The organism is Streptomyces sp. NPDC002004 (genome assembly GCF_053593975.1).
Genome location: NZ_JBSFDP010000026.1, coordinates 26,658 through 46,478, shown reverse-complemented (window position 1 = coordinate 46,478; position 19,821 = coordinate 26,658). Strand labels below are relative to the sequence as shown.

6 protein-coding genes are annotated in these 19,821 nt (G+C 66.9%); 5 read left to right on the top strand and 1 reads right to left on the bottom strand.

Annotation, left to right across the window (positions count from 1 at the left end; translation table 11 throughout):
- The first annotated feature begins 121 nt into the window (after nt 1-121).
- From ACWCP6_RS28145 to ACWCP6_RS28135, 3 genes are read left to right on the top strand one after another with little or no spacing between them, the layout of a single operon-like run.
- The gene (locus ACWCP6_RS28145) at nt 122-1,315 is read left to right on the top strand and encodes a restriction endonuclease-related protein (protein ID WP_450935375.1); all 1,194 of its coding nucleotides are present in this window, start codon (nt 122-124) and stop codon (nt 1,313-1,315) included.
- Entirely contained in the window at nt 1,312-4,695 is a 3,384-nt protein-coding gene (locus tag ACWCP6_RS28140; RefSeq protein ID WP_450935374.1) for a hypothetical protein, read from the top strand. The genes ACWCP6_RS28145 and ACWCP6_RS28140 overlap by 4 nt, the downstream gene beginning before the upstream one ends.
- On the top strand, nt 4,692-7,448 hold the full coding sequence (locus tag ACWCP6_RS28135) for an RNaseH domain-containing protein (protein ID WP_450935373.1): 2,757 nt from the start codon (nt 4,692-4,694) through the stop codon (nt 7,446-7,448). The genes ACWCP6_RS28140 and ACWCP6_RS28135 overlap by 4 nt, the downstream gene beginning before the upstream one ends.
- A 106-nt stretch (nt 7,449-7,554) precedes the next feature.
- Here the strand turns inward: ACWCP6_RS28135 and ACWCP6_RS28130 are convergent, their stop codons facing one another.
- Entirely contained in the window at nt 7,555-10,830 is a 3,276-nt protein-coding gene (locus tag ACWCP6_RS28130) for a type I restriction-modification system subunit M (protein WP_450935372.1), read from the bottom strand.
- Nucleotides 10,831-11,309: 479 nt separating this feature from the next.
- Here ACWCP6_RS28130 and pglW point away from each other — a divergent pair, with 479 nt between their 5' ends.
- Together pglW and pglX are read left to right on the top strand one after the other, a co-directional pair.
- Complete coding sequence (gene pglW, locus ACWCP6_RS28125; RefSeq protein ID WP_450935371.1) at nt 11,310-15,992, top strand: BREX system serine/threonine kinase PglW; 4,683 nt, start codon at nt 11,310-11,312, stop codon at nt 15,990-15,992.
- Nucleotides 15,993-16,053: 61 nt separating this feature from the next.
- Nucleotides 16,054-19,812, top strand: a complete 3,759-nt coding sequence (gene pglX / locus ACWCP6_RS28120; protein WP_450935370.1) for a BREX-2 system adenine-specific DNA-methyltransferase PglX — start codon at nt 16,054-16,056, stop codon at nt 19,810-19,812.
- The last annotated feature ends 9 nt before the right edge of the window (nt 19,813-19,821 follow it).

Here is a 19,821-nt window from a genome sequence, read left to right as displayed (position 1 = left end):
AGGCCCCGCTTCCTACACACAAAGGAACAAACCTGATAGAAGCGCAGTAAAAGGGCGACCCGCCTTCTAGGCAGGGATCCATGACACAGCCGTCGCGCACGATATCGAGGACCGTTCACAGATGCTTGCCCTCGAAGCAACGCCAGCCGAGATCGATGAGCTGGATCAATGTCAGCGCGACGCTCTTGATGCGTGCGTCATCGCAGCAATGGCATTGTGCACCCCCGAGGGGGATGCGCGGGATCGTGCACGTCTCCTGATGGAGTGTCACGGCCGCTATACGCGGTCGTGGGGCGTATTCGGTAAAGCAGCTTCGTTCCCTGCCTTCCTGAACCAGTTGCAGTCAGCGCCTGTTGGCGCGCTGCTGCCGGGGCCTGGGTCGTGGTCAGAGATCTGGGACGTGCGTCTGCTGGAGGATGACGGCACCGCCACGACCGCTCTGACGCGTCTGATCATGGGAGCCTCCGATCAGGCCCACGAGGTGCCTGGTCTCTCGGCTGATCTGCGGCACCTTCACAGTGTGCTGCGAGCCCTGGGGAAGCTTCCGCCAGGAGCGCGGCTGGCTCGTATCGCGGCCGAGGCGGTGCAGCACGCCGTATTTCGTACTTTGCAGCAGGCCGGGTTCGCCGCTTACACCGAAGGCCGCAGGACCTTGGTGAACGAGCCCGTCCTTGGACGGCGCGCCCTGTCTCGCTATGCCCTTCTCACGGACCTGGGCGTGTATACGGGCATTTCCCCCGTCCGGCAGTTCGCCGGCCAGTGGGCACCCTGTCCGCTGTGCAAGTGGACCATGCGGGCAACGCCACGAGGCAGCCACGGCGCGGAGTTGGCCTGTGAGGACGAGCGTCATCGCCAACGGGGTGCGCGCTTCAAGATGGAGTCGGACGACGGACAGTGGCAACTCAAGCCACTGGGTGAGATCCGGGAAATCCCCGAACTCCGCCCTGTCGAAGGGTGGGTCGCTCTGTCGTACGGGCTGTGGCAGTGGATCACGATTCCCGGGTTGCTGGAAATTGACCTCAAGGCGCTCGCTGACGGGGCAGGCGCAGATGTGCGCCTGTGGCCGTTCGGCGACAGCTACGACCTCCACATCACGAAGAGAGGCATCACCTGGCGCGTCGATGTCAAGACCTGGGCTGACCCACAGGGCATCGCGGAGCAGATGCGCGCGGATCCGGAGGGCTGCTCGGGTCTGATCGTCGTCATCCCCGAGCACCTGCGCGGATACACCGCTGTGCTGAACCGGGTGCTGGGCCCGTTCGGCGCGAGGGTGATCACGGATCTGGATCTCATCGCGGAGGTTCGCACGGCATGAGCCGGACTCTCGCGGCGGCTCTCGCGCTGGCCGAGCACTACTTTCCGGCAAAGGATGACGAAGGCCGTGCAGTCGTCCGGCTGGAGGATGCCCACGTCCTGATGTCAGGGCAGTTGGCGCATGTGTGGTCCGAATGGGACTCACTGACGTACCCCGAGCAGCAGCGCATCGGGCGGCTAGTCGCTCAGAGGTCTCGCGGCGAGGCCGATCTGACGTCGGTACAACGCCGTGTGCGCAAGTGCTTCGATCAGCAGTGGGAAGATCCCGTCTTCCACCGCTACGCCCCAGGGGCCCGGGATGGCTGGCGCATGGTGGAGGTCTACCCGCGCCACGGCCAGGACCCACTTGAGTCGGCGGACCGGCTGCTCGTGCCCACGGACCGGGAGGTCCGGATCCGCGTGGCCAGTGGTGGCGGCTGGGTCGCCACCAGCTCCCGCGGTCCGCTGCAGCTGGCCTTCGAGACCAGTGCCGTTCCCTACAACCCGCCCGTCATCACCACGGTCGACGCGACCGGCCCGATCCCCATCAACCCGAACGTACTGAGCTGGCTCACGCGCAAGACCGACGCCGGAATGGGAGGCGATCCGTTCCGGGAGCGTCAGGTGGGGCTCCTGTTGAGCGGCACGATGGGGGGAGGGAAGCTTCCGCAGTCCGCCGTGCAGATGGATCCCGGACTGATGCGTCATCTGAGCGCACCGACGGGTGTGGGAAAGAATGTGTTCGCCCGCGCCCAGGCCAAGCAGCTGGCCCGGGACGGTTACACAGTCACCCTGCTGGTCAGCGACAACGCTGACGTCTTCGGCGAGGTGGCCACGCTGCGGCGGGAGCTGGCCGCCTTGAGCCTCGATGTGGCGGTGACGCCCTTGATCGCGCCGGGAAGTCGCCACGAGTTCACACTCCAGACCGCGCACAAGGCAGTCGACGAGCACACTGCCCTCTCCCAGATGCCGGCCGACCTCATGGAACGCCTGGCCGAGTCGGGCTATGGCTGCGCGGTTAGGGCGCAGTTGGAGGGGCGCGACGCCTTCGGTGACGGGCGGGAGCCGTGCAGCAGCCTGCGTCATACGGACCCCGACGGTCCCCAAGGCACCGCCTTGTGCCCGTTCGTGAACCGGTGTGACAAGTTCTCCCATATCCGGGCTGCCTGCTCGGCCCAGATCATCGTGACGACGCATGCCTGTTTCCAGCGCGGCATGGTGAAGATCCCCGTCATCGTGGACGGCGAACTGCGTCGTCAGGTGAGCGTGCGCGAGACGCTGCTGCGTCTGTCCCACCTGGTGATCATTGATGAGGTCGACGCCTACCAGTCCCGTGGTTTCGAATCGTCGCAGAGCTTGGTGCTGGCGTCGGTCAGCGAACCGAACACCATGATGCGAAAGATCCGTGACAACCTGCACCGTGCCCCTGAACGGCTGCGGCTGGAGGCGCGGGGACCGCTTACTCGGGCCGTCTTCCTCTCCGAGCAGCTCTTGGACCTGGCCAGCAGTGGCGAGGTGTGCACGGAGACGTATCAGGCGCACGCGTTGGCCTCCGGGCAGGACCCGCGACGGATGCGGCAGGTGCTCCGCGACCGCCGGCGCTGGTATCAGCCGCATCATTGGGACCGCGAACTCCTGGAAGATCTCATCGGTGTAGAGGTCGATGACAGCGCCTCCATCGCGCAGATGGACCAGCTGCAGGCCCTGCTGCCACCTGTCGCTGCGCGTCCGGAAGACCGCGTTTCCGCTGCTGTGCTGCCGGACCATCTGCGGCAGATCCCTAACGTGCTGGAGCGGATGCTCAGTATTGACGAAGGCGGTCAGTGGGAGCTCGACGAAACCAAGGAGTTGCTGCGCGAGATCGTGGAGAAGGCCGTCACCAAGCTCGCCAAGGCCCGCGAACGCAAGAAGAGGGACACGGGTCAGCAGACCCACGAAGAACCACCGCATCCCGAGCAGAAGAGCCGCAGCGAAAGGCGCCAGGAGCTGCCCGCCCCAGTCCTCGCCGCTGGGGTCTTCCACGCGGTGATGATGAAGGCATGGCTGAGCGCGTTGAACCACACCGTGTTCGACCTCGCCGACCGGGCCGGTGAACTGGCCGGTCACGGCATCGACGCCGCCTCAACAGTGGCGGATGCGGTCGGACACCGCGACACCGGCAACATCGTTCCCTTCGGCCCGCTGGGACAGCAGATCAGCGGATTCCGGTTCGAGGGCCTGGACGACCCCACGGCAAAACCCCGCCTGCTCATGGAGGTGTTGCGCGGCGATCCGCACACCGAGACCGCCTACCTCGGCGACATCGTGTCGCTGGCCCTCGCCGGCCACCGCAGGGTCATCCTGGGCATGTCAGCAACCGGATATCTGCCCCGGGCCGCACGGACACACCTGCTGTCCGAACCGCAGTGGACAATGCCCGACGCTCAACAGGGCGGCCTCACCATCTTCCGAAGCACCCCCGTCGTCGACCAGCGCACCCTGGCGGTGGGCAGCACTCCCTATCGCGAACGCGCCCAACGCGTCGCCGCTCTGGCCAGCGGATACGCGCCTGCCCTCATTGCAGACCTAGCCCGCTTGGCCGCTGACCCGGCCACCGCACATCGGGCCCGGGCTCTGATCGCCGTCAACTCCTACGCACAGGCACGCTTGTTCGCAGCCGCCTTGTACGAAGCCGCGCTGGCCTTGGGCCGCAAGCTGAAGATCTGCGTCGCCACCCCCGACAAGGAGAACCCCGACCTGCCGTCGGTTCCCGACGCGGTCAGCCTGGTCACCCGCGACCAGTTCTCGCGGCTCGCCGACCGAGGCGGGGACGTCCTCATCTCACCGCTGCCGCGCACCGAGCGGGGCCTGAACATTCTGACCACGGCGCCGTCGGGCAAGCGGGAGTCGGCGATCACGCTGATCGGACTCGCCATTCGCCCGGTCATGCCGGTGGACGAGCCGCCCGTCCTGGCCGCCAGCATCGCTTCCTGCGCTTGGCGTTCCACGCCCCCTACAGGCTCTCCTGCAGTCCGCCTCGACGCTGTCCGCAAGACGGCGCGGCAGCGTTTGTGGGCTATCCTCGCGGCCCCCAAGCGGTTCACCGCCCTCCCCGACGATCTCCGCAGTGAGCTGATCGCCACCCTGCTCGGGCAGTGCATCCAATTGGCCGGCCGCGGCAGGCGGGGCCAGACCCACGTCGAACTGCACTTCATCGACGGCGCCTTCCACGACACCACCTGGGGCAGCGACCTGCCCACTCTGGTGCGCGACCTGTACACCAGCTACACCCCCGAGGAACTGGCCGGCACCGGCCGCACCTACGGGTACACCGCCGAAGAGTTCCTCGACTACGCCCAGGCCCCCCAGCTGCGCGCCGGCCTGCGGAACGGATACCCCGACCACTTCGGAGTTGCCGCATGAACCCGTGTCCGCTCGGCGACGAGACCCGCAAGCGCGCCGGCCTCCTGCAATACCGCACCGACGCCAACGTCCTGGGTACCGTCTATGCCTACCGCCCCGGCCCGACGGCCTTTGGTCTCTGGTGCGACCTGTGCAGCGCCTACAAGGAGCGCTTCGGCGACAAGAAGAAGGACGTGCAGCCCCCGTACCGCTCCCTGGAGGCCATCCTGCGGGCCGTTCTCGGTGACTGGGCACGCTGGGACGTAAACGACGGGCAGGCGCAGCTGATCACCGGCGCAGAGATGACAGCCGAGGACCGCTATGACGTCTTCCTGTACTGGGGCGAAGCAATCTTCCCCGACGGGCACGGCAGGCAGCTCGCCCAGCAGTTGGCCGAGCTGGTCGCCCGGGCCCCGCTCCTGCCCTACCCCGACCTCCCCCGCCCGGTGGCCGGACGACGCACCCTGAGCTGGTGGCCCGGCGAACTCGCCCGCTGGCGCCTGGCCCAGGACCTGGCCCGCATCGACTGGAAGCTCGGTTCCAACGATCCGGTCCGCTTCACGCTGTGCACGGACGGCACGCTCGCTGCCATCGGCCACGAGCTGCCCAGCGCCCCCGATGCCCAGGGAAGAATCCGCCGCCTCCTGCCCCGCATCAAGATCGGCACGGCAGCCACAGGACACTCCTCACGCCACGCAGTCACCATCAACGCCGTCACCACACTGTTGGCCAACCGGTGGTACGGCGTCGCCACCGTCCTGCTCTCCAACCCCGAGCAGCCGCTCGCGGTCGCCGCTCACACCGACGGACCTGCATGGCAGCGCCGCTTGAACGTGCCCGCCGTCGCCGCCAGCCGACGGCTCGCCGGCCTATCCCGGCTGAACCGACGCGTCCCGCCCTTCCCCGAGACGCTGGACGAACAGGCCGTCGCGCCCGATGCCGAACTGGGCGCGGTACGGGCCGTCGCCCCCAAGAGCGTCATCACGCCCGGCCTCGGCCGCGGCCACGGGATGGAAATGTTCCGCCGGATCGAGGAGCACATTGACGAACACTGCGAGCGCTACCGATCCCGCAGCCCGCTGTACGTCGAGGTGCCGGACCTCTCCGTTCCCCCGGGCAAGACCGGCATCCGTATCAGCGGCCCGATCCTTCCCCAAGACCTGCCCGCCGCCATGGACGCTGCCCAGCTTGACACGGTCATGGTCGTGGTGCTGTGGCACACGGATGAGGTTCGTGCCCGCCTCCAGCGCGAGATCGCCCGGCAGTGGAACCTCGGGGTTGACTTCGTCGCGCCGGACAACACCGTCGTGACCGATGTGATCCCGGGCCGGGTACACCTGCTGTTTCTGGAGGACAAGGCCGGCGCGCTCACGCACGGCCCCGCATCCTCAGCACACCGCCAGCAGCAGCTCGAGGCCCTCCTGGCCCCGCATCGCACGCCAGGACTGACGATCGCCGCCCTGTGCGAGACCCAGTGGGACCCCGACCGCAAGTTCGCCACTCCGGAGGAGAAGGAACAGGCTGAGGCCGAAGACGGCAAGTGGCCTTCAAAAGCCGCGCTGGCCCGCATGGGCATCACATCGCAGTACATCAAGCAGGCCCCTGCCCCTGTCCCCACACACAAGAAGAACGGCGAGCCCTGCTCCCCCAAGTACATCGAGAAGGCAACCGCAGCACGGGAGTCGGGCCTCGCCAACTCAACCGAGAACTCGCTGCGTGACATGCTCCGCGGCCTCGGCCTCGCCGACCACCGCCTCGGCGCCGCGTTCGGCCCGCTGCCGCTGCACCCTTGGTGGCACATCGGCATCCACGTGCGACGCCACCACCAGCCACGCCAGTACGGCCAGCGCAACACCAAGCCCGCCCCCATCACCATCACGCTCACCGCCATCCGCCCCACCGGCGGCACCAGCGAACCATGGACCATGTGGGCCTACTCACCCGTCACCTCCCAATGGGCCCCCTACCTCCACACCCGCCTCGCCGTGCACGCCACTGAACTCGGACTCGACGTCGCCGACTTCGAAACCGTCGGCGACGAGAGCCACCAAGCATCCGCCGCGGCACAGATCACCGAGGCCGCTCTGCTGGCAGCCCGAACCCAACTGCCCCTGACAGGCCCCATGCTCATCTACGTCAACGGCGACACCACCGAGTACATCTGGGCCGGCCTTCGAGACGAGAACATCGGCCAGCAGCCGACGAGCGACCTCCCACGACCAGCCTCGTGGCTGCCCGGACACGGCCTTCCACGGGCACAGCGCCCCCTAGCAGTGGTGCGCACGATCACCGACCTGGAACGCATCGGCCGCCCCACCGGTGCCTACGTCTACGGCAAAGACGGTCAATGGCGCCGCACCAGCACCACCAACAGACCCTTCCAGCTCGCCTCGGATGACGGCTCCGGATACCTGCCCGACTTCCTCCTCATCAACGTCCCGCGCACATATGCCGCTGGGCCCGGTGGCCGCTTCGGAGGTGAATACACCCGGCTCGACCCGCAGGCGACAGCACGGCAAGGAAAGAACGGATACGCCCACACCGCAGTACGCCTCACCGTGATCCCCATGGCGGAGACAGCGGATGCAGACCTCATCGGAAAGATCGGCATCGTACTCACCAACCAGGGCGTCAGCTGGGATGGCCGACAAACCGAGCCCGCACCTCTTCGCCTTGCAAGACAGATCGACAAAGACCATCCCTACTGGAGGCGCAGCTGCGACGAGACAGAGCCACAGACCCCAGAAAGCAACGAGTGCGGCGACTGCTTGTGAACAGCAAGTGTCACTTACCCGGCCGAAATTCCCCTCCCAGAAGCAAGCACACAATCAGCGCGCTCTAGCTCGGTGAACACGCCCCGAACTAGGCGCATTCATCAGCTCAGAGAGCCTGAGTGGGGTACGGGATTGTCAACTCGTGCTCCTCCAGGCTGCGCAGAACTGCCGTGCCATTTGAAACCTTATTGAGCAGGAACAGTTCCCGCGTGCGGCAGTCCGGGCACAGGCTGACCATCGCCAATGGCAATAGGTCGATCGGTACGCCTGGCGGGGTGCCGTCGACATATATCCTGTCCGGGCGCAGGGGGTGGTTGATCGGCCGGCTAAACGGCTCCCAGCTCGGGTGGCTCCCTCGTAGCCTCAGGCCCACAGCCTGGAAGGAGGAATCATCGAGGTATTCACAGCGCTCCACCCAAAACCAGTCAGTGCTCGACAGCCAGTTGACTGAGTTGAGCGCCGAGACCACATACGGCTCGAGCTTTTCGACGTCCTCGTCGAGTTCGTGACTCCTGCGTACCCCGTGAGCGTGGTGGGAAGTGTTACGGAGATCCTTGATTTCCTTCAGAAGCGATAGCGTTACGTCGTGTTCACGGAGCGCGACGAGTTCCGGCAGATGAGGGGTTGGGACCTCGACCATGAATCTCTTAATGAGGGTGGTCCAAGTACCAAAGGTCGCCCCTTGACCGAAAGTGTTGCGCAGAGAGCTGGTGAAGCTCCCGTGGTGCGCAATGAGTTCACGCAAGGCAAGGACGCCCAGGGTGCGTGCCGTTCCTTCACCAAGCTTGAGCAGTCCGTCCTTCCTCTCGGCCGGGTGAGTGCTCACGCGGTAACGCCGCGCGAGAGCGGCTATGTGAAATGGATAGCTCGCCTCCGCACGCCACACAGGGTCGTCGAAAGGACGCACCAATTGTCCCGCGAGGCGCGCCTCGCGGGCGACGAAGCGGATGGACTGACGGATCTCCGCAACGCGTGTCTCGGGGCTGGCGAAGACGTTCGGCAAGATGCCTTCCGTCGCCATGCGTAGCGCATGACGGCCCTCCTGTACCTCTGCCAGTAGATCCTCGACCTCCGGGGCGGTGACCAGCTCCACCGGTACGGGCGTGTCGAGCAGCTCTCGGGCTTGCGGGTAAGCCGCATTTCCCTTGCGGGAGTTGAGCCATTCGCATAGCCCATGGCCGCTTCCCTGGGTGGGGTGCAGCACGAACAGCCGAGTGACTGCGTCACCGAACCCTGTAGGCAGAAGGCGCCAGTTACCGGAGCGCCCGACCAAGTCACCGCCCGTGCATGGTGTCAGTTCGGAGTCATCCAATTCCGCATCCGGCAGTTCCAAGGCCGAGTCGACACTGTGCAGATAGGACGCCGTGAGGTGTTTGGGCGGGATGGGCTCCGCCTCGCCGCGCCGCGGAGGGCGCAGCTTGACACGCTCCGTCTCCATCTGTGCGAAGGCCCGCAACGGCCTGAACGCCCCGTCGAGTTCCGCGACGTAGAAAAGTGAGGGCCGGATGGCGCAGCCGACCCTGGTCTTCTCATGGTCGAGCCAAGCGTCCGGGGCGTGGGGCAGCACCTCTGCGCGGAAGTACTCATCAGGGTCGTCCCGCAACGGCACGACGACCAGGTCACGCAGCTCCGGATCGGGTTCCGTCACGCCTTGGCGCTGCTGCACTTCTCCTTGGTCGTCGCGGACCCCGATCGCGTTTCGGACGCTCCTTTCGAAGGCGGCACCTCGCGGCCAGGTCTGGCCGACGGCCGCGGCCGCGCGCCGCAGTGCCGAGAAAGCGTCGGAGCTGGTGGCCCAAGATGTTCCGACCAGCCCACGCAAGGCGCCGATCAACCTCTCGGGGTCATCCCCTCGTTGGATCGGTCTCAGGGAGGAAAGCTGGTGCAAGGCGTCGGTGGTGAGTTCGAAGCGCAGGCGCAGCGGGCGTTCGATGACAAGCTGTCGGTACAGCAGGTCCTCGTTCCGCACGACACTCACCTGGTCGCGGGGGGATCCGCTGACCGGAGCCGACAGTGCCTCTTCGTAGAGCCGGACGATCTTGTTGAGTTGATCGGGGCCGAGGTACTTCCGCTTGCTGCCCGATGACTGCCGCGTCTTCTGCCAGTGGTCCTGTGCTTTGACCAGGGCCACCCTGCCCTGGTGCGCCGGCTTCTTGCGATTGCTCAGGACCCAGAGGTACGTGCTGATGCCAGTGTTGTAGAAGAGTTGGTCAGGCAGAGCGACGATGCCCTCGAGCCAGTCATTCTCAATGATCCATCGCCGGATGTCGGACTCACCCGAACCTGAGGCTCCGCCCTGCATGGGAGCGCCGCTGAAGAGGACGACGACGCGGCTTCCACCGTCACCGGAGGCGTCCGCCGGTTTCATCTTCGCCAGCATGTGCTGGAGGAAGAGCAGCGATCCGTCGCTGACACTCGGCAGCCCCGCGCCGAATCGTCCGTCATACCCCCGCTCGACATGCTCGGCGCGGACCTGTTCCTTGGCGTTCTTCCAGCTCAGGCCGAACGGGGGGTGCGCCAACAGGTAGTCGAAGTGCTGATTGACGAAGACGTCGTCCCGCAGGACGTTCCCGAACCGGATCTGCGCCGGGTCGCGTCCGCTCATCAGCATGTTGGAGCCAGCAACGGCCCAGGTCTCGGCGTTGATCTCCTGGCCGTGCAGAGACACGTGCGCCTCGGCATTGGTGGCCTCGATGCGCTCGGCCACCTCATCGAGCAATCCGCCGGTTCCGCAGGCAGGGTCGTGGACCGTGCGGAGCACGCCGGGCAGCGCGAGCTCATGCTGATCGGGCAGCACCAGAAGTGCGGACATCAGTCGGCTGACGTCACGCGGGGTGACGTGTTCGTCTGCGCCGGTCCCTCCTGCCTGTTCGGTCGAGCGCCGTACAAGGTCCTCGAACACGAACCCCATGTCGTCGGCAGACAGCGAGGTCCCGAGGTCCAGAGATAGAAACCGGCCGACGACTTCGTACAGCAGCCCAGTGTGGTGGAGCCGTTCGATGGTGCGGTCGAACTCGAAGCGCTGGAATACGTCTCTGACGTTCTCGGAGTACTCGCGCACGTATCCACGCAGCATCGCCTCCAAGTTGCTCGGGTCGGCGACGACAGCGTCCAAGGCGTAGCGACTGGTGTTGAAGAAGGGATGGCCGGAGGCGCGGCGGAGCGCAAGGTCCCGCAATGAGTCCGAATATGCACCCTTATCCGCCAATTTGGCCGAGGTGTCCAGTACCTCCTGGCGCCTGGGGTCGAGCAGGCAATCCAAGCGCCGCAGCACGGTGAACGGCAATACGACGCTGCCATACTCAGATGTCTTGAAGTCCCCGCGAAGAAGATCCGTGAGCGACCAGATATGCCTGGAAAGCTGCGTCCCTGAATCGCTCATGGCATTCCCCTCCGGCCACCCGGCCCCTCCTGCGCTCAAGGCCGATCTTCACACAGTCATTGGATCTTACGCAGAGGGCATCACCGTGACGGCCCGCTACTGCCAATCAGCCATTGCCGCTCACCCAGCAGGAGTCGGCGGGCATGACCGCGTCAGCAATACCGCGACGCGAAGGTGTACCCGCCACCGAGCACGGCGATGTGATCGCCTACCTGACACCCACCGCTTCATCCGTACCCGCGTGGACTCGGCGCTGCGACGGCTTGAATCGCTATGGTCCGCCTGGCCGAATCTGTTCATGGTGCACTCTGCCCCGTTCCATCGCCGCCAGGTCTGGGCTGCAGGACCTCTGTCGCAGCACGCTCAGGCCGCTCTTGGTGTCAGTGTCACCCTTTAGGATTCGGTCCGAGGTTGAGCTGTGCTTCCTGAACGCGCCGACAGGAACCACGGCAGGCATACAGACACGGACGGGGAGCCGCATGCTGGAAGACCGGTGGACGACGGTCACCGAGTCCGAGTATGAGCACGAGCGCCGTGGTCTTGAGGCGATCCGCCGGCGTCTGCCAGATGAGGAGCCGTGGCGTGCCTGGACGAACTTCATGTTCACCGCGAACAGCGGGCACGTCCGTGAGGTCGATCTTCTGGTGGTAGCGCCGGCCGGGGTCTTCCTGGTCGAGTTGAAGGACTGGCACGGCTCGGTCCACGGCGGCGGCAACGACTGGGTGCAGACCACGCCCAGCGGGACCAGCCGTCGACACGGTAATCCGCTGCACCTGGCGAACCGGAAGGCCAAGGAGCTGTCGGGCCTGATTAACGGCGTCTCCGGTCGGCCCGCGCACCGAACGAAGATCTGGGTGGGTGAGGCTGTCTGCTTCACGGACGACAAGCTTCAGGTGAACCTTCCGGCTGCCGACATGAACGGCGTGTTCACGGTCAAGCAGCTGGTGGACATGCTGGCCGTGCCGCCGGGAGACGCCCGCTACCAGATCACAGCCGAGGCATCCCGCTTTGTCGATGCAGCCCTGAAAAAGCTCCGTATCGCACCGATCCGCCGCCAGCACGAGGTGGGCTCCTACCTCCTGGAGGCGAAGGCGTTCGACTCCGGGCCGTCCTGGGCCGACTATCTGGGACGCCATTCCCAGCTGCACGATCTGGCACGGGTACGGGTCTTCCTCAGTGAACGTGGTGCCTCCGACGACGAGCGGCGCTCGGTGGAGCGTGCCGCCGCCCGCGAGGCATCGGTACTCAGCCGTTTTCGTCATCCCGGTGCGGTACAGCTGAAGAATTATCTGCCGTCGGGGCATCCCGCCGGGCCCGCGATCCTCTTCGACTACCACCCGGAGACGCTGCGCCTGGACGATTACCTGGTCCAGCACGGTGAGGGTCTCGACCTGCAGGGGCGCCTCGCGCTGGTGCGGCAGCTTGCCGAGACGGTGCGCTCCGCGCACTCCCGGCGGGTCCACCACCGCACGCTGTCGGCGCATGCGGTGCATGTGATTCCGCGCGACCGCGGCCCGCGCGGGAGGGAGCTCGGCGAAGAACAGCGCTGGCTGCGTCCGTGGACGCAGATCGCGGACTGGCAGATCGCCACTGGGCAAAGGTCCAGCCGCGGCCGGCCGCTGACCCTGGCTCCGACCAACGTGTCGGGGTTCCATGTCGCGGAGCAGGCCGATCCGTATCTGGCTCCGGAACTGAGGATTCCGAAGGCCGATCCAGTGCGCCTCGATGTGTACGGGCTCGGCGTGCTCACGTATCTGCTGGTGACCGGACAAGCGCCTGGCGCCAGCCAGAGCGAGGTGATGGCACGTCTGGAGGCCGGTGAGAGTCTGCGTCCAAGCGCGCTCGTCGACGGTCTCAATCCGGACATCGACGATCTGGTGGAGGCTTCCACCGCGTACGAACCGGGTCGGCGTCTGTCCACGGTCGACGACTTCCTGGAAATGCTGGAGTACGTCGAGCAGGCATTCGTCGAGGACGTCCCGGGCGGCGGGGATGCGGCTGCAGGCGCGGGCGGGGACGGCGGTTCAGCCACAGGAGCGGGCGAGGAACGGTCTGAACCGGAGAAGGACCCGCTGGAGGCCGTGGCCGGGGACGTACTGGCCGGACGCTGGGAGGTCGTGCGCCGACTCGGTACAGGCTCGACCTCGCGGGCATTCCTGGTGCGGGACCTGGAGGGCGAGCCTCGGCGTAGCGGCGCCCTGCCGGTGGCAGTGCTGAAGGTCGCGCTAAGCGAGGCCAAGCATGCTGTCCTGGATCGTGAGGCGGAGGTCCTGGGCCGGATCCACCGGGACTCCAGCATCATCTCGCTGTACGAGCCTCAACCGCTGACACTGGCCGGGCGCCGGGTCCTAGTCCTGGAGTACGTGGGCGACAGCCGGGAGCTGAAGGACCAGGACGGCAGTGCGAGTAAGGGGCCGCGCCGCCGGGAGGACACCGTTGCCCGCCAGCTGCGGGACAACGGCCGCTTGGGCATGGACCAGCTGGAGGCGTACGGCAAATACCTCTTCGGCGCGGTGGAGCACCTGGAGGCGGAGGGGATCTGGCACCGGGATCTGAAGCCGGACAACATCGCGATCCGGGTCCGCCCCAACGGCACCCGGCAGCTGGTACTGATCGACTTCTCGCTCGCCGGGTACCCGGCAAAGGAAATCGAGGCGGGCACCGAGGGCTATCTCGACCCGTTCGTGGGCGTCATCACGCGCGGCTCGTACGACGGGCACGCCGAACGGTATGCGCTGGCCGTGACGCTGCATGAGATGGCGTCGAACGAGCTGCCCCGCTGGGGTGACGGCTCGGTCACGGCCCGGCAGACGGATGCGAAGGAATGGCCGTACCCGCAGCTGGCGGCAGACGCCTTTGAGCCGGCCGTCCGGGACGGCCTGCTGGCGTTCTTCCGTAAGGCGCTGGCCCGGGATGTGAAGGACCGCTTTCCGGATCTCAAGCCGATGGAGCGTGCTTGGCAGCGGATCTTCCTAGACGCACAGCAGACGACGGCGCCGAGCACTGGTCACGGTGAGAAGTCGGGGCGCGGAGCGAAGGGCGGCACCGACGCGGTTGCCGAGTCGGCTGCGCAGCCGCGGATCGGGCGGGAGGACGACGACGTCTCTGCCGAGCAGGTCCGCGACCAGCAGGCCGAGCGCGCCGACCGGAACACGCCGCTGTCGGTGGCGGGTCTGACGGTCGCAGCGCAGTCGCAGCTGTTCGCGATGGGGCTGAACACCGTCGGTGACGTCTTGGAATACTCGGCGAAGAAGTTCCTCACCGCGCCGGGCATGGGCTCGCGCACCCGGGAGGAGATCCAGCGCCGGCAGAAAGAATGGAACGCGCGCCTGGGCAAGGCGGCTCCCACGCCGCTCAGCGCGGAGGCCCGCAAGGCGGCGGGCCAGGAGCTCTCCGACCTGGAGCGGGCGGTCGCGGAGTCGGTCGCCGGGGACGTCACCGACCCGCAGGTGCTGGGCGGCCTGAGCCTGGACGCGCTCGCCGCCCGCCTGGTGCCGAAGCCGTCCAGCGGTAGTGCCCGCTCTAACGCCAAGGAGCGCGAAGCAATCCGGCTGCTGCTGCGGCTGCCCGATGAGACAGGCACGCTGCCCGGGGGCCTGGCCTGGGTCCGGCAACGGGACGTCGCCGATGCGGTGGGCCTGACCGCGGGCCGGATCCCGCAGATCGTGAAGAAGGCGCGCGAGCGCTGGTACAAGGACGCGGCCCTGGGGCTGCTCCGTGAGCAGGTGGTGGAGCTTCTGGCTGAGCGCGGCCGGGTGGCCCCGGTGATCGAGCTCGCCGACGCCCTCATCGCCCGGCGCGGCACCCAGCACGTGGAGCGGCGCGACCGGCGTGCACTCGCCCTGTCGCTGCTGCGTGCGGTGGTCGAACGAGAGAGTTACGACAACGAGTCCCCGCCGCTCTTCCGCTACTTCCACGCCCGCATGCCCAAGGGCGCCGATCCGGTACTCGGCCTGCTCGCCCTGGATGTCCGGGAGGACGTGGACGGTCCGGACACCCCGGCGCTGCCCGCCCTGCAGGAGTACGCGCTGAACCTGGGCGTGCGGGCCGACCGGCTCGCGGCGCTTGAGTCCCTGCCGACGGCGAGCACGGTCCTCACCGAGCTGGACGCGGTGCGACGGCCACCGGGCAGCCTGGGCTGGGACGAGCGGCGGACGGCCGAGATCGCGGTCGCCGCCTCCACCCGGGCCGCGCTCACCCCGCGGTTGGAGATCTACCCGCGCGACCTGGACCTAGTGCGTGCGCTGCGGATCACTCAGGCCGGCGTGGTCGCCGTGCAGCCGGGCGTCGAGGAGGAGCGGCAGCCGGGCCTGACGGTGGACGCGCTGCACAAGCGGGTCGCCACCCGCTTCCCCGACCTGGGCACCGATCCGCTGGCGCCGCGCGAGCTGCCCACGGGCAGCGCCCTGGTCCGCGCCCTGAAGCAGGCCGGCTTCGAGCTGAAACTAGCCACCCGCTACGACAAGGTGCTCCGGCTCATCCCGGACCGCCCCTCCGGGGACGCCACTGCCGGGCTGACCTCGGCGAGCTGGGGTGCCTCGGCTGCGCGCCGCTCGGCCCCCACCCAGTACGACGCGGACGCTGCCGTCGCCGCTGCCGTCAAGGCTGAGCAGCGACTTATGCACTCGGCGCGGCAGGACGGCTTCCGCGTCCTGACCGTGCCCCAGCGGCGGGCCGAGGACGCGGTGCGGCGGCTGGCCGGCGAACCATACAGGGCTCGGCCGGTGTCGGTGACCGCACTGTTCGTGGCCGAACTGCGCGGCGTGGTCGGCGAGGCTGCCCGGCCGACCTGGGAGACCGTCCTCAAGGCGGACGCCGCCGAGCCGGGTAGTCGGGCTCACCAACAGCTGCGCATACGCACCGACAAGGCGTGGGGGCGGATCGAGCCGCAGCTGCGGGAGCACCTTGCGCAAGGATTGGGGCCGCTGCTCCTCACCGACACAGCGGTGCTCGCGCGCTACGACGCGCTGGACTTGCTCGGGCGGCTCGCGGAGGAAGCGCGGCAGGGCGGTAACCCGCTGTGGCTGCTTGTCGCCCAGTCCGACCCGGCACGAGCGCCGCGGCTGGCAGGGCAGAGTGTTCCGTACCAGGCGGGGTTCGACGAGTGGATCGTTGTGCCTGACGCCTGGGTCGCGCGCAAACACCTCGAGCCGAACGCCTGACCCGTCTCCCCCTTCTAACCTGATCTTCTCCGTCCTCTTCCATTCCCGACTGGAGCCGTTCGTGATCGACCGTCAGAGCCTCCTCGCCGACCTGCAGAAGCAGGTCAAGGCGGCAGAGACCGACCTTGAGCAGCAGGTCAAAGCCGTCCCTGAGGTCGGGACGCGGCTGCGCGGTGAGTATGAGCAGGCCCGGAAGCTGGGCCGCACGGCGGCGACGTGGAACGCCTGGCTTGGCGAGCGGATCACCCAGGTCGCGGTGGCCTGGGTGCTCGGCACGGTCTTCGTGCGGTTCAGCGAGGACAACCGGCTGATCGCCGAGCCGTACATCACCGCCCCCGACGTGGCGGGGCGGGAGACCGCCCAGGCGCGGTTCGAGGAATACCTGGAGAAGGACGCCGACCCGACGTACCGAGGATGGCTGGAGACGGCGTTCGCTGAGCTGGGCGCCGGGCAGGCCGGGCGGCTGCTCTTCGATCGTGACCACAACCCGCTCTACCAGATCCCGCTGTCGCACGACGGCGCCGGCGCGCTGCTCGCATTCTGGCGGGAGCAGCGCGCCGGTGAGGTCAGCGGGGACGAAGGGGCGGGCGGTCCGGTCCTCGTGCACGACTTCAGTGACCCGCTGAGCGAGGACGGCACCGAGGGCTGGGACACCCGGTTCCTGGGCGACCTGTACCAAGACCTGAGCGAGGCGGCCCGCAAGACGTACGCGCTGCTGCAGACGCCGGAGTTCGTGGAGGAGTTCATCCTCGACCGGACGATGACCCCGGCAGTGCGGGAGTTCGGCTTCGAAGAGCTTAAGATGATTGACCCGACCTGCGGATCCGGCCACTTCGTGCTCGGCGCATTCCGGCGGCTTGTGCGGATGTGGGCTGAGCAGCGGCCCGAGGTTGGCGCTTACGAGCGGGTGCGAGCGGCCCTGAACTCGGTGCACGGGGTGGACCTCAACCCGTTCGCGGTCGCAGTGGCCCGTTTCCGGCTCCTGGTCGCGGCGATGGCCGCGAGCGGCATGCGGACGTTCGAGGAGGCGCGGCGCTACGAGTGGCCCGTCCAGCTCGCGGTCGGAGACTCGCTCATCAAGGACCGGCAGCTGGAGCTGCAGTTGGGGCTCGCCCTTGAGGAAGACGGCGGCAGCGCAGCAGGTGACCCGCTGGCCGACTTTTCGTACGCGACGGAGGACGTGTACGAGCATGCCGGGATTCTGGAGCAAGGGCGCTACCACGTGGTCGTGGGCAACCCGCCTTACATCACGGTCAAGGACAAGCAGCTCAACCAGCTGTACCGGCAGCTGTACGACGCGTGCGCGGGTACGTACGCGCTGTCCGTCCCCTTCGCCCAGCGGTTCTTTGAACTGGCCAAGCGAGGCGGAGCTGACGGGAACGGCTACGGCATGGTCGGCCAGATCACATCGAACTCCTTCATGAAGCGCGAGTTCGGCACGAAGCTCATCGAGGAGTACTTCGCTCACAAGGTCGAACTCACCGAGGTCATCGACACGTCAGGGGCGTACATCCCGGGACACGGGACACCGACAGTCATCCTCGTGGGCAGGCCGAGAGAGGGCTCAGGTCGCCAGGTATCGGTCCGGACAGCGCGAAGCGTGCAGGGGGAACCTTCGGCACCGAAGGATGCGGCAAAAGGGCTGGTCTGGCGGGCAATTGTGGAACAGATCGACCGGCCGGGGAGCGTAAGCCAGTGGATCTCAGTGGACGACTTGGAGCGGCGGAGATACTTCGGGAAGCAGCCGTGGATTCTGGCCGATGGCGGACTGGAGCTCGTTGAAGTTCTGTCGGCGACAACCGGCAAGACATTGGTAAATGCCATTGATCCGGGCATTGGTCGCGCCGTTCGCGTCGGCGCCGATAGCGCGTTCGTCAGGCCGAATCGCAGCACGTACCAAACCAAAGCCAACAAGTCGGCACTCCTCCCCTTCCTGACCGGTGATGTCGTCAGGGATTGGCGGGCTACAGCTGAGGAATCCATCTGGTTTCCGTACGCCAAGGGAATTGAGGTAGGGCGCCTTCAAGAGGAACTCTGGCCTTATCGGGCAATCCTCAGGGAGCGACGCACCTTCCAGGGGGACATGGCCGACGCTGGCCTTAATTGGTGGGAGTATATGCAGTATACGGCGTCAGCATATGCCACGCCCCTATCGATCATGTTCGCATTCGTCTCCACCCATAATCACCTTGTTCTGAACCGTGGCGGGAGTGTCTTCAACCGCCATGCACCCGTAATTAAGCTGCAGGAAGGGGCGACGGAGGAGGAGCATCTGCAATTGCTGGGCCTACTCAATAGTTCCACGGCTGGTTTCTGGTTGATGCAGGTATCACACAATAAAGGTGAAGGGGGCGGCGCACGCGTTGACGCTGGCTATGCGGCAATGGGTAGCGAAGCATGGAAAAACAACTATGAGTTCACCGGAACGAAACTCCAGGAGTTCCCTCTCCCCGCCGAGTACCCCATCGCTCTCGCCACTGAACTCGACGCCCTCGCCCAGCAGCTCTCCGCGACAACCCCCTTCGCCCTCGCCGCTGAGGCCGTCCCCGCCGCCGCTGCCCTGCGCAAAGCCCGCGACCGCTACGACACCACCCGGGGCCGCATGATCGCCCTCCAGGAGGAGCTGGACTGGCAGGTCTACTCCCTGTACCACCTGCACTCTGAGGACTTGCGCCTGCCCGATGCCTCCGATGTGCCCGAACTCGCCCTCGGTGAACGTGCGTTTGAGATCGTGCTCGCGCGTCGGGTTGCAGCCGGTGAGGCCAGTAGCGAGTGGTTCACGCGGCATGGCTCGACGCCAATCACGGAGATTCCTGCGCATTGGTCCAACGACTACCGCGCGCTCGTCCAAAAGCGCATCGAGGTGATTGAGTCGAACCGTGCAATCGGGATGGTGGAGCGCCCAGAATACAAGCGTCGATGGAAGTCCGAAGGCTGGGACGCGATGCAGCAGAAGGCGCTGAAGTCCTGGCTGCTCGACCGAGTTGAGGACCGCGCGTACTGGTTCGACGCCAGCGGCAATCCCACCGTCACCACCCTCGCCCGCCTCGCCGAGAGCCTGTTCACCGATGAGGACTTCACGTCCGTTGCCGAGCTGTACGCACCCCGGCAGGACCTCGTGAAAATCGTGCGGGAGCTGCTGTCCGAGGAACACGTGCCGTTCGTGTCTGCGCTGCGGTACAAGCCGACCGGGCTGAAGAAGCGTGCTGACTGGGAGCAGGTCTGGGAGTTGCAGCGGGAGGAGGACGCGGCGCCGGACGAGCCCGCCAAGCGGAAGGTCCGTGAGCGGACGCCCGTGCCGCCGAAGTACACCTCGGCGGACTTCCTGAAGCCGAGCTACTGGCGTGCGCGCGGCAAGCTGGATGTGCCGAAGGAGCGGTTCGTGTCCTACGGCACGGTCAACGCGCAGTCGCCGGAGCTGTACGGGTGGGCCGGCTGGGATCACCTGGAGCAGGCCCTCGCGCTCGCCTCGTACATCCAGCAGGCTGGGCTCAGCGACGACGACCTCGTGCCTTACCTGGCCGGGCTGCTTGAGCTGCAGCCGTGGCTGGACCAGTGGTATGGCGAGTACGACCCGGAGTTCGGGGCGTCGCCGGCCGCCGAGATCCTGGCGTTCAGGCAGCAGAAGCAGGGCGAGCTCGGGTTGACCGACGATGCACTGCGGGCCTGGCGTCCGTCGGCCGCCAGCCGTGGACGCGGCGCGTCGAAGGCCGCCACATCGAGGACGCGCACGGGCACGAAGGCCGCCGTCCAGACGTCCACCATCGACGCCGACAACGACACCGTCACCGAGGCCGTAAGCGGCGCAGAGTCCGCCTGAGTAGGGCGA